Source organism: Leptospira mayottensis 200901116, from assembly GCF_000306675.2.
GTDB classification, from domain to species: domain Bacteria; phylum Spirochaetota; class Leptospiria; order Leptospirales; family Leptospiraceae; genus Leptospira; species Leptospira mayottensis.
The window spans coordinates 3774256-3789347 of sequence record NZ_CP024871.1 but is presented as its reverse complement, the minus strand read 5'-3'; the positions used below and the strand labels follow the sequence as shown (position 1 = coordinate 3789347).

At 36.2% G+C, this 15092-nt stretch carries 16 protein-coding genes and 1 tRNA gene; 11 read left to right on the top strand and 6 right to left on the bottom strand.

The genetic code is table 11. The features are described 5' to 3' along the window. Window positions 1-208: 208 nt before the first annotated feature. Window positions 209-1267: a UDP-3-O-(3-hydroxymyristoyl)glucosamine N-acyltransferase gene (gene lpxD / locus LEP1GSC190_RS17385; protein ID WP_002763609.1), complete on the top strand. Its 1059-nt coding sequence runs from the start codon at window positions 209-211 to the stop codon at window positions 1265-1267. Between the two features lie 61 nt (window positions 1268-1328). Beyond that, window positions 1329-1526, top strand: a complete 198-nt coding sequence (locus LEP1GSC190_RS17380) for a hypothetical protein (RefSeq protein WP_002749106.1) — start codon at window positions 1329-1331, stop codon at window positions 1524-1526. 294 nt (window positions 1527-1820) lie between these two features. Here the strand turns inward: LEP1GSC190_RS17380 and LEP1GSC190_RS17375 are convergent. Beyond that, window positions 1821-1892, bottom strand: a tRNA-Gly gene (locus tag LEP1GSC190_RS17375). Between the two features lie 24 nt (window positions 1893-1916). On the opposite strand from LEP1GSC190_RS17375, the gene LEP1GSC190_RS17370 reads away from it, so the two are divergent. Together LEP1GSC190_RS17370 and LEP1GSC190_RS17365 are read left to right on the top strand one after the other, a co-directional pair. Continuing rightward, complete coding sequence (locus tag LEP1GSC190_RS17370; protein ID WP_002749110.1) at window positions 1917-3521, top strand: carboxypeptidase M32; 1605 nt, start codon at window positions 1917-1919, stop codon at window positions 3519-3521. After that, window positions 3514-3843 carry a hypothetical protein gene (locus LEP1GSC190_RS17365; protein ID WP_002749171.1) on the top strand — a complete coding sequence of 110 codons (330 nt, stop codon included), beginning with the start codon at window positions 3514-3516 and terminating at the stop codon, window positions 3841-3843. Before LEP1GSC190_RS17370 ends, LEP1GSC190_RS17365 begins: the two co-directional genes overlap by 8 nt. On the opposite strand, the gene LEP1GSC190_RS17360 is transcribed toward LEP1GSC190_RS17365, so the two are convergent. Genes LEP1GSC190_RS17360 through LEP1GSC190_RS17350 form a run of 3 tightly spaced genes read right to left on the bottom strand, consistent with a single transcriptional unit; the run spans window position 3840 to window position 5221 of the window. Continuing rightward, window positions 3840-4226 carry a DUF423 domain-containing protein gene (locus tag LEP1GSC190_RS17360; protein ID WP_002749122.1) on the bottom strand — a complete coding sequence of 129 codons (387 nt, stop codon included), beginning with the start codon at window positions 4224-4226 and terminating at the stop codon, window positions 3840-3842. The genes LEP1GSC190_RS17365 and LEP1GSC190_RS17360 overlap by 4 nt on opposite strands. Window positions 4227-4244: 18 nt before the next feature. Beyond that, window positions 4245-4838: a hypothetical protein gene (locus LEP1GSC190_RS17355; RefSeq protein ID WP_002749148.1), complete on the bottom strand. Its 594-nt coding sequence runs from the start codon at window positions 4836-4838 to the stop codon at window positions 4245-4247. An 8-nt stretch (window positions 4839-4846) separates the two neighbouring features. Beyond that, the gene (locus LEP1GSC190_RS17350) at window positions 4847-5221 is read right to left on the bottom strand and encodes a TRL-like family protein (protein ID WP_002749117.1); all 375 of its coding nucleotides are present in this window, start codon (window positions 5219-5221) and stop codon (window positions 4847-4849) included. Between the two features lie 408 nt (window positions 5222-5629). Between LEP1GSC190_RS17350 and LEP1GSC190_RS17340 the strand changes: the two genes are divergently transcribed. Next, window positions 5630-5959, top strand: coding sequence for a hypothetical protein (locus LEP1GSC190_RS17340; RefSeq protein WP_002749114.1), 330 nt, complete (start codon window positions 5630-5632; stop codon window positions 5957-5959). Window positions 5960-5976: 17 nt separating this feature from the next. On the opposite strand, the gene LEP1GSC190_RS17335 is transcribed toward LEP1GSC190_RS17340, so the two are convergent. After that, window positions 5977-6573, bottom strand: a complete 597-nt coding sequence (locus LEP1GSC190_RS17335; RefSeq protein ID WP_002749105.1) for a hypothetical protein — start codon at window positions 6571-6573, stop codon at window positions 5977-5979. Between LEP1GSC190_RS17335 and LEP1GSC190_RS19585 the strand changes: the two genes are divergently transcribed. The 3 genes from LEP1GSC190_RS19585 to LEP1GSC190_RS17315 all read left to right on the top strand — a co-directional run bounded on the left by LEP1GSC190_RS19585 (window position 6572) and on the right by LEP1GSC190_RS17315 (window position 9036). Next, a complete protein-coding gene (locus LEP1GSC190_RS19585) occupies window positions 6572-7672 on the top strand; it encodes a hypothetical protein (RefSeq protein ID WP_002749139.1) in 1101 nt (366 codons plus the stop codon). The genes LEP1GSC190_RS17335 and LEP1GSC190_RS19585 overlap by 2 nt on opposite strands. Window positions 7673-7891: 219 nt before the next feature. Next, window positions 7892-8248 carry a DUF2750 domain-containing protein gene (locus LEP1GSC190_RS17325; RefSeq protein WP_004771153.1) on the top strand — a complete coding sequence of 119 codons (357 nt, stop codon included), beginning with the start codon at window positions 7892-7894 and terminating at the stop codon, window positions 8246-8248. A 485-nt stretch (window positions 8249-8733) separates the two neighbouring features. Beyond that, window positions 8734-9036: a DUF1905 domain-containing protein gene (locus LEP1GSC190_RS17315; RefSeq protein WP_002749120.1), complete on the top strand. Its 303-nt coding sequence runs from the start codon at window positions 8734-8736 to the stop codon at window positions 9034-9036. Window positions 9037-9590: 554 nt separating this feature from the next. On the opposite strand, the gene LEP1GSC190_RS17310 is transcribed toward LEP1GSC190_RS17315, so the two are convergent. Continuing rightward, on the bottom strand, window positions 9591-10595 hold the full coding sequence (locus LEP1GSC190_RS17310) for a M23 family metallopeptidase (protein WP_002749115.1): 1005 nt from the start codon (window positions 10593-10595) through the stop codon (window positions 9591-9593). Between the two features lie 721 nt (window positions 10596-11316). On the opposite strand from LEP1GSC190_RS17310, the gene LEP1GSC190_RS17300 reads away from it, so the two are divergent. The 3 genes from LEP1GSC190_RS17300 to LEP1GSC190_RS17290 are packed head-to-tail and all read left to right on the top strand — an operon-like array spanning window position 11317 to window position 15092. After that, window positions 11317-11844, top strand: coding sequence for a flagellar protein FlgN (locus LEP1GSC190_RS17300; protein ID WP_002749119.1), 528 nt, complete (start codon window positions 11317-11319; stop codon window positions 11842-11844). 32 nt (window positions 11845-11876) lie between these two features. Next, on the top strand, window positions 11877-13787 hold the full coding sequence (gene flgK, locus LEP1GSC190_RS17295; protein WP_002749137.1) for a flagellar hook-associated protein FlgK: 1911 nt from the start codon (window positions 11877-11879) through the stop codon (window positions 13785-13787). A gap of 39 nt (window positions 13788-13826) precedes the next feature. After that, window positions 13827-15092 carry a flagellar hook-associated protein 3 gene (locus tag LEP1GSC190_RS17290; RefSeq protein WP_002749133.1) on the top strand — a complete coding sequence of 422 codons (1266 nt, stop codon included), beginning with the start codon at window positions 13827-13829 and terminating at the stop codon, window positions 15090-15092.

Below are 15092 nucleotides of genomic sequence, written 5' to 3'. Positions count from 1 at the left end.
GCACAATTCCTAAAAATGAAAAATTTTTTAAATTTCCTACATAGTTTTCAGACAGACCATTTCGTCAAACGGGATATTTATATCGTATTTCCGGTTGAATAGTAATTCTTATAAATTGATAATTTTCTGTATGCGGTCTTTCTTCTTTTTTGCGTGACGATCGGAATTGTTCATTTCTCCGTGTAATAACGAAATAAAACGAGGAAACATGTCCCAGATCAAATTATCAGAATTAACAAAAAAAGTAAGCGGATCTAAAATTATAAACACTCAGACACCGGATACGATCATCCTAGAAAAAATCGTCTCTATTTCTCCCGGGGCAAAAAACTCTGTAAGTTTTCTTTCCAATAAAAAAATGTTAACCGAAGCCAAGAAAACCCTTTCGAGCGTGATATTAACCACCGAAGAACTTGCAAGGGGGTTGTCTATTCCTTGTCTTGTGGTTTCTAATCCGGAACTAAGTCTTGCGGAAGTTCTTAACGTTCTTTATCCCTCTTACGTTCCTTCTGGAAAAATTTCTTCCACCGCTTCCGTTCATCCGACTGCTAAGCTCGGTTTTGGAGTTACAGTAGGAGAGTTTGTGGTGGTTGGAGAGAACTCTGTAATTGGAGCGAATACCTATCTAGAGGACGGAGTTAAGATTTCCAGAAATGTAATCATTGGAGAAGATTCTCGAATTGGTCTTAATTCTTCCATTCAACACGGAGTCGTTATCGGAAAGAGATTTATCTGTTCTGGAAATTGTTCGATCGGTGGAGATGGATTTAAATTTGTTACCGTGGACGGCAAACACCATAAAATTCCTCAAGTAGGTGGAGTAAAAATAGGAGACGATGTTGAAATAGGATCTTTATGTACAATCGATCGCGGTGGTTTGGAGGACACGATCATTGGGGACGGATGCAAATTTGATAATATGGTTCACGTCGCTCACAATTGTGTACTGGGAAAAAATATCATCATTGCTGGACAAAGTGGTGTCGCAGGTAGTACGATCGTTGAAGACGACGTAATCATCGGCGGAGCGTGTGCGGTGGCGGATCATCTTCATGTTCCGGCGGGAACAATTCTTGCGGGCGGAACTTCTTTGAGAAATTCCCCAAAGAAAAAAGAAATTTTCGTAGGTTGGGATTACGGTTTAACTTTTCCCGAATTTCAAAAAGTTCGCGTGAATATTCATAATCTTGTAAATTTTCAAAGATGGGCCAAAAGAATCAAAGAGTTGGAAAAACACACCGGAATTAAAGTGGAGGATAAGGAATGAGCTTGACAAGACTTGAAATTAGAAAGCATTCTTTTTCTACATCTTATTTGGAGGATTTCCCTTGTATTCCCGAGCAAACGAAGATAACCCGGAAAATAAACCGGATAAAATCTCCCGTAAGCCGGATGTTTCCCAAAGTAAAAAAATAGGAAAGTTGTTGGAAGCACTTGCCAATAACATTTTAGAGAATGATACGAAGAATATCATTTTCTTAAATGAGATTCAAAATAATAGATCGGAAAGTTCGATTCAGAAATAAAATTCAATCCGAACCAATCTTAAATCGGTTTCTTTTTAGGAACCGGTTGTCTTGTTCTTAATTAAAAATGTATAATGTTTCTTCGATTTGAAAACCGATTTCTGTCTTGATACTTATAAACGCCGGTTTACTAAATCTATCTTCTGGAGAACTTTGAAACCAAATCATTCTTTGTCTTAAGATTTTGGAACAACTTTTAAGTGAACATCACAAAATTCTGCTGAATGAATTTTTTAAGAGTAAACTCGTATTCGAGTTATTAGTTTGCACTTGGGGATTTTTTTGAAAAAATTTTGCGGGCAGAGGGACTCGAACCCTCACTGGAAGCTTGGAAGGCTACAGTGCTAGCCATTACACCATGCCCGCGATTCGCGCAAAAATCATTTTTTTGTGGTTAGGGTACTTGTCAATCTAAAAGAAGAATTTTTACTATCCACTGAGATGAAAGAGTATGAGAACCTTTTTACTGAGCAGATTCGCGGCGAACTAAAATCTTTTACGGAATATAGAATTGCTTATCAAGAAATTTGGACACTTAGGAATGTTCTTAATGTGCTTCAATGGGATTCGGAAATTATTTTGCCTGAGGGTGGAAGAGTGGAACGAGGTTCCCAAATTGGACTTCTTTCCGGGTTGATTCATTCAAAATATGCCGGTGAAAGTTTTTACAAACTTGCGGAAAGGGCGAGGGAAGAAAACGAGCAAAAAGATCTTCCAGGCCGAGCGGAACGAAAAATCGAATTTGAAAGATTATTTCAAGACTTGGATCGTTCTCGCCGTCTTCCCCAAGAGTTTGTTGAGGAATTTTCTGTCACTACGAGTAAAGCGCATTCGATTTGGGCTAAAGCGAAAAAGGAAAATCGATTTGCGGATTTTGCGCAGATTCTTTCTAAGATTGTTGAACTAAGTAAAAAACAAACCGAATGTTATGGCTATCAAACGGAAGCATATGACGCTTTACTTGAAAATTATGAGCCCGGTGAGAGAGCGAAAAATTTAGATAAATTATTTTTCGATTTGAAAAACAATTTAAAACCTTTAATCGCAAAGGGAAAAAAAGTTGCAAATCCGTTTTTAAAAGAAATTCCAATCCCTCTTCAAAAAAAATTGGGGGAAACTCTTCCAAGCATCTTAGGGTTGTCTTCTACTATTTCACGTTTGGACTCAAGCGAGCATCCTTTCTCTGCTTCTCTTGGAAGTAAGGATAAAAGAATCACCACACGTTATGATCTAAGAGATCCACTTTCTTCCATATTTAGTATTTTACATGAAACAGGACATTCTCTTTACGAAGTTGGAATATCTGAGATTGTCGGAGGTCCTTCCCCTCTGCACGATTTCGTATCTTTGGGTATCCACGAATCACAGAGTAGACTTTGGGAAAATCAAGTGGGTAGATCTATAGAGTTTTGGGAGATGTATTATCCAATTTTACTTAACGTTTTAAACATTAAAGAATCTGAATTATCTTTTTCTAAACTTTTTTCTTATATCAATCAGTCTTCTGCTTCCTTGATTCGAGTGGAAGCGGATCAAATTACGTACAATCTTCACATTATTCTCCGATTTGAGATTGAGAGAGAATTGATCAACGGTAAAATACAAGTTCCGGAACTTCCGGAAGTCTGGAATTCTAAAATGAAAGAACTTTTTGGAATTACCGTATCTTCTGATAAAGAAGGAGTTTTACAAGATGTTCATTGGAGTGGAGGAGCTTTCGGGTACTTTCCAACTTATACGTTAGGTAATATTTACTCAGCTCAACTCTTTCAGGCTTTTTCGAAAGAGAATTCTAATTTCCGGTTGGAAGTCAAAGAAAAGGAGGATTTTTCTTCTCTCCTGAATTGGCTCAAAAGAAATGTTCATTGGAAGGGAAAATTTTATTCCGCTAAAGATTTAATTCGTTCCGCTACAGGCTCCGATCCGGATTCTTTTTATCTAATACAATATCTTGAGAAAAAACTTATTGAACAGGAATCGATCCATCATGGATGAAAAAGAAGAACTTACAGTCAAATCTTTTGAGGAATTTTCTTACTTTGATAATTTAGCTCTTTATTATCTTTGTAATGAAACTCCGCCTCAAACTCTCGCGTTGGCCTTTCTTATTGGCGATAGCAAGGTTTGTGGTTCCATGCTGGGGGTTCTTGAAGCAAAAAGAAGGGAATATGTGCATCAACTTATGGCAGAACAAAAGGATACGGAAATTACCAAAAAGGAATCCGCTGTTCAAGGTCTTTTGATTATTGCGGAGGGTTTGATTACGAGAAGATTGATTGAAAAAAAAGGTAGATTCTATTACGGAATAAAACGTTAGTTTTTCTTTGATAGAATCGCGTAAAAACTAAGAAGTCCCCAAGCGATTAAAAATGCGATTCCTCCAACTGGAGTAATTGCCCCTAATATTCTAATTCCTACGATCGCCAATGCGTATAAGGATCCTGAAAATACTAGAATTCCCGTAAGAAATAGAATGGAAGAAAACCAGACAAGTCGACTGTTGTTTACGTATCCCGTTATCGCTAAAATCAAAGGGGGAATACTATGGATCAGATGATACCGATTTCCCGTTTCATAAATTACGAATAATTCAGGACTTAAAATCGGTTTTAAAGCGTGAGCGCCAAATGCACCTAAGGCGACTCCAAGAAATCCTGATAAGGAAGAAAGTATAAGAATTGTCCTTTGTTTTCCCGTCATGTGCTCAATGAACCCGATTCAAAATTCTTGAATAGCATAACTTTTAAATCGAATACATTTTTTCTGAATTAACCAAAATAGATAAGCCGTTTGTTCTATGTCCAATCTGGAATCGAATAGAGATTTGATTTTATTTTTTTTCATTTCTTGCTTGAGTTCGTCGTAGAAACTCGTCTTTCCAAAAACGAAAGATATCGGAACTAAAGCTTCCCGTTCTCCTTGTCTTAAAGGAAGAATCAATGTTACTCCTCTTTGGCAACCTTGGCTTTGCCCTTCAAAACGAATGATTCTGTGTTTAGACCAATCCCAATCATCCAATGAGCCGTGAAACATATCTTTGTGTGGAAGAGAAGAAGTGGAATGTATAAATCCATCGAATCCAAACAAACGCAACCGAGTAGAAGCATTTCCGTAATGGATTGAAGGATCTCTAAAGTAAGTTCCCGCTATGGACACATGGTTTTCGGGGGATAGGATTGCATCCGTTGGGTAGGGCATTGGATTTCGTTTAACAAGAGTTCTACGATTTCCAATCGGTAACGCACACCCTAAGAATAAAATCCCACTTAACAAAAGTAAGAGGAAAATTTTGACTTTGATCTGGGATTTCATTTTTTCTTTTACTCTTTTTTCATCAGTCGTTGCGGAAGTTTAACTCCAATTCCCGTTACCCGCGTGCACTTATAAAAGTAGAGGTTGAAAAATATTGATTTGACGTAATAGTCGGTTTGCACGTCGAAAAGAAGATCGGCTTTGTCCTGAATCGCGTTTTGGACCGCGGCCTCATAACTTTCATCTCCCGTGTAAACAAGCCAAAGCCAACCTTCACCACAGGCCTGCCCAGAAAGTTTTCCGACAGGCTCCATTCCGCGAACGTCAGTGTAACTTTGGGAGTAAAACCAGCCGGGCGTTTTAACGTTTGTGTAAAGGCAGTTCTCGGTTGCAATCAACGTAGTAAAAAAAATAAGATAAGTTCTTATCGATAATAGTTTCATTTTGCATTCCTAAATCGTTTTGAAATTTTCAAAAAGTTTGAATCTAAGAAATCAAAAGTCAAGGTAAAAGAATCGATGACATATTTTCGAAAGGAAAAAATAAAATGCTGAATATGGATTAAAAGATTTCTTTTCGAAAAAGAATGGGTCTTCTTAAATCCAAAGACGAAGCAATATTTTAACTGAATATGATCAGTTAAAATAAAAAAACGGAAAATCCTTAACGAATGATATTTGCAGAAAATTTCTAAGTTTAGGTCTTCCTTTGAATATCGTTTATAACTACACAATTCGATTTGTATCCGGTTGTCATTTTTATCAATGAAATGAACGAGGTTTAGGATATTATCGAGCTAACTATCCGGTTTTGTCTTGACTAAAAAAAGATTGTCATTATCCAAATGAGATATGCAGACTGACGATAAAAAATACGTCCGGGTTTGGAAGAAGTTAAGCGTCTCCGAGATTTCTTCTCAATTGATGTTAATCGACGACTTCTACGGGACTTGCGGGAACTGCAAACATCTTGGTCTAAATTATACGAAAGATAAAAACTGTCCCGAATGTAAAACGAAGTTTCGTTATTTGGCGACCAATTCTAAATCTCAAACTGAAATTGCAAAAATTCTCAATCGTCTTGAAAAGGAAAATCTTGATCTGATATTGATCGATCGGGATGATTTTAATCAGTCTAAGGCGAAAGACGCCATAAAGGATTTGTTTAAACCGACAGAGTGAATTTTTGAAATTGAATTTTATTCTTTTTTAGAATCGAGAAGATTTTTCAGACCTTGAATTGTTCTTTCTAGATCCGTAACTTGTTCCTTCAATACGTTACCATCCAAGTAAAGTTTTTTATCCGTGGAATGAAGTTCCTCATAACCTTTCGCCATCAAATTGTGAAATGATTTTTGAATGTTCATCAAACCGTTTTCGAAATCCTTCGGATTGAGTTCCCGTTTTTTTTTGTAAAACTTTTTTAATGAAAAAAAAACGAAACGAAATAAAAGCACGGAATATGCGGGAATCAAAAGATAAATCGCGGTTAAAAGTATGGGTCCGAGATTCCAAGTTTGAGAAATGGATTTATGGAAGAATACTCGAAGTGTCGAGACGACTAATACGCTTAAGGTATAATTTAGACGACTTGTGGTTGGTGAAATTGTGTTGAGTAAAAATACTAGAATCAAAGAAAAAATCAAAACCAGGAATAAATCTAAGGGAACAATGGAAAAAAGAATCTTTAAAAAAGAAGTGATCATTCCGATGGTGTCGAGAAATGATTGGATCGACTGAGATAGGTTGTTAAAACTCGTTTTCAAATCTAAAAAAAAATCGGTAATCTGACTCATGAAATGGCTCCTAAAAATTCCAGGTTGGAAGAAACTCCAATCTTTCCTCATGAAACTGCAAGAACTTTCCTTTTTGCGAAAGCTTTATCTGGTTTACTCCGTCATTGGAATCTCTTTTCTCATCTTGCACGAAAATCATCTTCCTATTTTTTTTATTTTGCTTTTGGTTGCCGGAGCTTATTTGATTGCGGCAGTTTTTTTCTTTGTGATTTCTTTTGCGTTTGGAAAGCTCCTTAAGCAAGAGCCTATTAAAAAATATAAAATAAGTTCTAACTCTGCAACGACTTACGATACAGTTCGAATTCTTTTAAATCCTATCGTAGAAGGAATCGTATTCATTTCTTGTATATTATCGCTTTTTTTTACAGATTTTTATTCCAACCGATCCGGTATTATTTTTATCGCAGTTTATTGTGTCGTAGGCTTTATTCTTCGCTTTTTGGAAAGCACAGTTTTTTATCGAATTTCTTTGCTTGGCCTTATGGTTTTGACGGCCGGGCTTTTGAGTTTTAAAGCGCTTCAACAAGCCGAGATATTAACCTCCTATTTGCTTTTTAAACCGACTTGGGAACAAAAGGAACTTACAAATTGGGAATACAATTCGGAATCTAGAATTTTAAAAAATTCTAATATTCAAGTTCAACTTTCCCTTCCAGAAGATTTTTATTTTCATAATCCTAAAAATCTTACTTTAAAAGATCAAACCGGAACCGGTCAAATCGCAGGAATCATTTCTTCCAGTGAAACGGACCCTAATCGTTATCCTTCGATTCGAATCTTTTATTTTCCGGAACCTTTTTTAGAAATTGATAAAATTAAACCTGAGTTTGTAAAATTTTTAGATTTGTCTATAAACCAGGGAGAAATGGTCGAAGTACACGAGTTAGGTGAAGAGAATTTTGAAAAAAGAATGGATGGAGTTTTTTGGACCTACTATGACAATCTTAGGCCCAGATACGCTAAAACCGGTTTTTTTATAGCCTCAGGGGATAAACTTCCGGATTCTTTTTTATTTCATATTTCGGAAAGTTTAGTGAAAGGAAGGACCCACGAAGAATCCGTGGAGAAAATTCTGCAAAGTTTTAAAAGAGAAAACTAAGGTTTTCCGATTTTTAAAAAATTGAAATTTTAATATATGATTCTTGTCGGTTGATTTTTTGTTATGACTATTATTGTGTTTAAGAACTTATTTTTTGGAGAAAGTAAAACAACAATTTTGAAATTCAATGCGAATGACTTAGTAATTCTACTTCCATTGATATTATGTTATACGAACGAGATTTCAAATGGATGAGACGATTATCAAGTGTCAAAAATTATGGGGAATCAATCGTCTGCTCAATTTCATCAATTTTTTATAGAAATAAAAAAACACAAAAAGGTTTGGACTTTGCGGGATGAAAGTGGTTTTCCTAGTCCTATAACAATTTCCGGAAAAAGAGCTATGCCTTTTTGGTCATCCCTAAATCGGGTGCAAACGGTCATCGATCATGTGGATGCATATTCTTTATTTAAAACTTATGAAATTTCCTTTCAGAATTTTATGGATCGTTGGCTTCCGGGTTTGAAAAACGACAATTTATTGGTGGGTATTAATTGGACCGGATCCGAAGCGACCGGGTATGATCTTGAGCCAGAAAAAGTATTAGAATATTTGAATGATTTAATTTTTTAATATTTTTTGCTTATTCGTTTTTGTTTAGAAGTCCATATAAAATGAATGTTTAACTGATGTAGAAACGGAGGTTTATATATAGGTTTAGTTTTATAGAGAATTCTTTTAGGCAAAGTTTTACTGAAACATGATATTCCTACAAACTATGTCACACTGTGTAATTTACGTCTTTTGGGAATTCCTTTCTTGTTATTGCTTTTATACGAGTTTCCACATTTTATAAAATTCAGCGTATTATTTTTGTCGACCTTTCGGCAAGGATGGACGGGCTTTAAATTTAGAATTTCATTTATAAATATCTTTTTACAATAGAGTTCTTGAAAAAATTCATGTTTGCAAAGGATTTTCCCTATTCGTTTTAATAAGAAAATAAAAGAAAATTAATTTTTCAATGACTCTAATATAAAAAACTATCAAACGCAGTTTATTTTTTAAAATTTGAAAAAGTTAAACAAAATTCAATCTGTAAAGGTATATAAACAAATTTGAATTCAGTTACAATTCAATTTCAAGCAACTGTTTGGATTTATCCGGGTAAAGGAGGATGGCATTTTTTGACCTTATCCGTTAAGGCTTCCAAAGAAATACGAACTATATTAGATAAAACGCATAGACATTGGGGGATGATTCCAGTTATAGCTAAAATTGGTATTACAAGTTGGAATACTTCTATTTTCCCTGAAAAAAATTCTATAAAGTATGTTCTACCTTTAAAAGCAGATGTCCGTAAAAAAGAAAAAATCACAGTGAACCAAAAAGTCCGCGTTTCAATTACGATTCAATTTTGATTTTATTTTTGGATTTTACTCAGGGCTATATAATAGAGTTGTTGAAAAATTTTATACTAGAGATTAGCAAAACTGCTTCATTATTCATTTCAGTACAATGGAAGCAGATGGAGAATTAATTTTTCAACAACTCTAATAAAGTAATCAATCCAATAATTTAGACTTCAATCGCTTTTGCATCGGATTCTATCCAACTTACGTTAAACGGCACTTTCTAATGAACATTTAAGTATTTGTTTTTTATATGAATGAATAGGAAAGAAATTTGTCTGAAAATTCGTTTTATTATATAAAATCAGTTAGATAATTTTTATATAATAAATTTTTAACATATAATTTTTAAAACGTTTTAGTCCCGCAAAAATGTAGCACTACCACATTTGATTGAAGGTTCAAAAATAAGTAATTCTCAGGTTTTGAGAGAAACTCTTTATAGTTCTGAGTAATAAAAATTTTTTCGGTCGAAAAGTATTTTAGGGTTTGTGTCTAATTACGACTTCTCATTAAAATTCTTTTCAATTTATTGCGTAATAATTTGAGAATATTCTTAAAAATTAATCAAAAAATTTTTGACCGATTACAGAAAGTGGATCTACCATCGTTCCTTGAACTCGCAGACCTAAATGAAGGTGTGGGCCTGTGGACATTCCTGTGGAACCCACTTTGCCGATCTGACTTCCTTTTTTTACTTTGTCGCCTACTTTTACGTTTGATTCGGATTGATGCATGTATAAAGAATAAACTTCCAAGCCATGATCAATTATGGTAAGGTTCCCTTCGTAATACATCGGTCTGGACAAAATTACCGTTCCATCGTTGATCGCGTAAATCGGGGTTCCCACTGTACCTTTGAAGTCAACTCCGCCATGAGGTTTTCCTTTAGTTTTGTTATAAATACGTCTTTTATAAAACGGACTTGTAAAGTGAACTTCCTGAACTGGGTAAACGAAATCGGATACGATCTGTAAATCGGTTTTTGATTGAAATGCTTCGGCCTTTGCTTGAGAGCAAGCGGCAATAAAATTCAAAGTTTCTTGGGAAAGCTCCTGCGAGGTGTATTTTTTATCGATCATTAGGGAAGAAATTTTTGTTTCAGAAAAGTTCGTTTTGTGAATGGGAATTTCGTATTCTTTATAGTCATTTTTTCTAAAAAGATTCTTATTTTGAATTTCTAGGATACCGTTCTTCTTAGAAAATTCGGGGGGAATGGGAATCCATGCGTATAGAATGAAATTACTTATTGTGTGGGGAATTTCTTTTTTTTCCCAAATAATTTTGATTCTATCCAATTTGGAAAAAACCATTTTTTTTGGAACAAGCTTGAGAAATAGCAGTTCACCTTGTGCGAACTTTCTGGTTTGAATGGAAAAGAAAAAGAGTGCTTCTTTCTTTTTGATGATTTCAAATTTGTGATTTTCTTTCTTGAAATCGTGATGGGCCGTATCTGTAAGTTTTATTTCTTTTGTTTTGGTTCCGGGTTTATCTTTGGGAAAGATCGTTTCAGTATTTAAAAACTGAGTTAAAAAAATAAAATAAAAAATTCTAAAATATTTTTGCATCGTATCCTGCTATAATTTTAGAAATGTTCAATAAGTACAATCTAAAAACGATTTGGAAATAAGTTATAAACTTACTTTTTAGACTTTATGGTGTTTATGTTAAACAACTTACTCTAAATCTTAAAATGTAGTACTCTATGGAAATTTAACGATGAAAAAGTTTATACTACTCAAGAAACGTAATTTATGGGATACCGCGTTTCAAACAATCAAAGTTAAAGTGCAATTGTAATGTTATACTCAAACCTTGAAATATAGGTTTCCGCATTTTATTTTATGAAAAAATAAACGTATGAAAAGGAAACGTCGAACTTTAAGCGAAAAACGAATGTTCGGAGTGGGAAGAGAATTTTTCTTTTTATGATATGTTTTATAGATAAAGCATCCGGTCGTTTACGTAATTTGAAAAACTAAGAGTTTGTCTTAAAACTTTAGGACGCGGCAATTAAGCAATGATACCCGGTTCGAAAGCCCATAAATTCTGCAAAGAGACGTAATCTGCGGGAACTGCTATTGGTTTAGAGAGCGTGGTCGTGATTTTTACAAAGATTTTGAGACGAGTTCTAAATTTACCGCAAGATCCAAATCTTAGGATCGAAAACATAAAGAACGTAATTCAAATCTCTTTTATGTCTTGAACCTATTCTTCTATTTTCTTTGAAAATTACCTAAGCAAATTTTCAGTTTTACCGATCTTTGATAGCGGGAAACGGATAAAACGATGAAACAAGAGGAATGGTTGGGACAACTTACGAAACTTTTTCAGGACGAGATTAACCTTTATACGGATGTTCTGGAATTAGAAACTCGAAAATCGATCGCAGTCGTTAAAGCCGACGGAAAATCTCTTGAAGCGATTACTAAAAAAACATATGAATTGCTTGTGATGGCCGCTGAAATCGAAAGGGTCAGAATGAAATCGATCGAAGATGTATATCGTTCTAAAAACTTCGCTTTTCCTGAGACTGGAATACTTACGTTATCCGATTTTTTAAACAGGCTCGATAGAGATTCCAATTTTAAATTAAAAGAATATGGCTCTTCACTAAAATCTGTACTACATCGTTTAAAAGAAAAAATTAAATCCAATGAAAAATTAATCCTGACTCGCCAAGAGATTCTTTCTAAGACGATCGACGCAATGAAAGAAAAAGCGACGGAATCCGGTATAAACACGTACGGTTCGGGGAAAGATCCGGAACGCAAACAAACTAAAAGGCAAGCTTTGATGCTTAATGCGTCGGCCTAGATCAATCGGCATTTTCGTAACAGGAGGGAGTTATGGGTTCCACATTTTCAGGACTTGAAATCGGAAAGCGGGGTTTATCCGCACATCAGCAGGCGCTTCAAACCACGGGTCATAATATTTCCAATGCAGATAACAAGCATTATGCGAGGCAAAGAGTTACGATGACCGCGATGGATCCGTTATATGATCCTTCTTTGAATCGTGCCAACCTTCCCGGACAAATCGGACAGGGAGTTGAAATTGCTTCGATCGAGAGAATTCGGGATAACTTTATCGACGATAGAATCATAGAAACTTCAGGGAATAAGGATTATTGGGCGGCACGTAACGAATATCTATATCAATTAGAGACTGTTTTTAATGAACCCAACGGAACCACTCTTAGAACTTTAATGGATAAGTTTTGGTCTTCTTGGGAAGATTTGGCAAATTATCCCGAAGATAACGCGCATCGTTCTGTCGTCCTTGAAAAAGCGAACGGACTTGGAAGTAGAACCGAAGACGTGTATCGTAAGCTAGCACAACTACAAGATCAGGCAAATCGTGAAATTGAAACCAAAGCGTATCACATGAATACGATTGCCGAAAATATTCGTACTTTGAACGAGAGAATTGGTAAGTCGGAAGCCTTGGGTGATAAACCGAACGATCTCTACGACAAACGAGATGCGCTTTTGCAAGAACTTTCTTCCTTAGTTGATGTTACTATTGGCCGTTCCGACGAGGATGAACTGATGGTTTTTATCGGTCAGCAAATTCTCGTTCAAGGTAATAAGGCAAACAAGATCGATATTATAGGGAATCCTTCCAAAGACGGACTTTTAGATCTGTATTGGTCCGCGACAGGAGATCCGGTTCTTTTGAGAAAAGGAAGGTTGCAGGGTCTGATTGAGGTGCGTGATAAAATCATTCGTGAGAAGATTGATCAAGTAGATTCGCTTTCCATCAACGTAATGGACGCTGTGAACGAAATCCACAAAGACGGATTCGGGATTAACGGAAATACAAATCAAGCTTTCTTTAATATTCGCTCTTTATCTATTAACACATTTGGGGAATACGATTCCAATGGAGATGGGCAAAACGATATCACTGCGATTTTTAGAGTCACCGGTAGAAATACAATTGATCCCGATAGGCCGATCGGAATCAACGGAACGATCAGTTTCAATCAATCGAATGTTAAAGAAGCTCCTGTGTTGATTCCTTATTCTTCCAATGATACGTTAAACGGAATCATTAAGAAGATCAATGCCTCTCGTTCTGGCGTTGTGGCTTATATGAATCACGATAACCAGTTGGCTTTGAAGGCAACGGTTGCTGATGATCATCCCAATAAGAATTTTATACTCAGACATTTGGAAGATTCGGGAGATCTTCTTGTGGGAATGGCCGGTATCTTAATGGCGTCTGGTCCTTCCGGCGCTTACGACTATAAACGTCTCGGGGAAATCAACAAGTTACAAGCACGCTCCGAAGACATCACTCTAACTCCTCACTTTCATCCTTCTTCCCATTTTAGGGTGGCGGATTCAATTGCGAATAATGTTGCAAACATCGCGGCGGCTCGAGGTAAGGATGTGGGCGGAACCGGAGATTATAATTCGCCTGGCGGTCATAAGGACGGAAGAAACGCTTTGATGGTCGCATCCGCTTTGAGAAATAGTCCGGTTATGGTTGATTACTCTAAAACGACCGATGATTTCTACAATACTCTCATCTCAAAATTGGGAACGGAAGCGAGAGAAGCAAAACAAGAATTCGGAATTCAAAATGATCTCATGACCGAACTTGAAAACATGAGACAGTCGGTTATGGGCGTCAACTTGGACGAAGAAATGGCCAATATGGTCCAATTCCAGCATTCTTACAATGCGTCCGCAAAAATGATCAATACTATGAACGAAATTCTAGATACGATCATCAATCGATTAGGCGTTTAATCTCGCGATAATATAAGCGGGTAAGGAGAGAATTTTATGATGCGTATAACGAACATGATGCAGAACAACAGTCTGATTCATAATTTGAACAGACATCAACTCAACATGGACGAAACTCAAAATCAACTTTCTACAGGACAGAGAATTCGTCTTCCTTCCGATGAACCTGGTCGTGCTACAAATCAGATGTTTTTTCGTTCTAGACTAAATGAACTTGAAACGTTTCAAAGAAATATCGACGACGGAAATTCTCGCCTTCAGCAAATCGACGGAGAATTGGATCGTATCGGTTCCTTGTTTCAAAGAGCAAGAGTATTGGCGGTTCAAGCTTCAAACGGTATCTATCAAGGTGATAAAGGTTTTGAACTTGAGGTCGCGATTGGAAAAGAGATCGATGAAATATTAAGAGCCTTGGTAGATATTGCGAACACGAGAGATGCAACCGGTCGTCCCTTATTCGGCGGTCATGTGATTGAAAGACCTCCATTCGAACCGATAGAATCCAAGATCAAAGGTCTTCAAGGAATCGAATTAAAGAACCAATATATCGGCGTCGAGTATCGAGGTGATATTGGGGAACAACTGAGAGAGATTGAAAAGGGAGAATATATTCCCGTAACGATACCAGGGAACAAAGTTTTCTGGGGAACGAATATGAGTATTACGAGTAAGGTAGATAATTCCGGTTATGTGACTTCTTCGGATCAAAAATTTAAAATCGACGGAATTGAAATTCACGTTTCGGCTGGGGATACGATTGATGATATCATCGACAAGATCAATAACTCTCCTTTGGAAGTGAAAGCAAACAAGCTCGCTCAAGATAACATCAGTTTGAGTTCGACGGCCCCGCATCAAATTTGGATGGAGGATATAGAAGGAGGAACGATATTAAGGGACATCGGTCTTGTGGATTCTGCAACTTCCGAGCCTCCGAATAATTATTCAAAATCTGCTACTGTAACCGGCCTTTCCGTGTTCGATGTAATGATTCAATTCAGAAACGATCTCATTCAAAAAGATCAGGAAAGAATTTCTGGACGTGATCTTCAGGATTTGGATTTGGCGATGGAAAATATTCTTCGTTATCGTTCGGTCGTAGGTGCTAGAATGAATCGAATGGAAGAACACGCTCAAAGAGTTGACTTTGATAAATCTTACATGACGGAACTTCTTTCCAAAAACGAAGGGATCGATTTTCCAGAAGCCATTATGAATATGAAGTGGCTGGAAACGGTGCATCAGTATGCTCTTAACGTCGGATCGAAAATTATTAAACCGACATTGATGGATTTTTTAAGATAA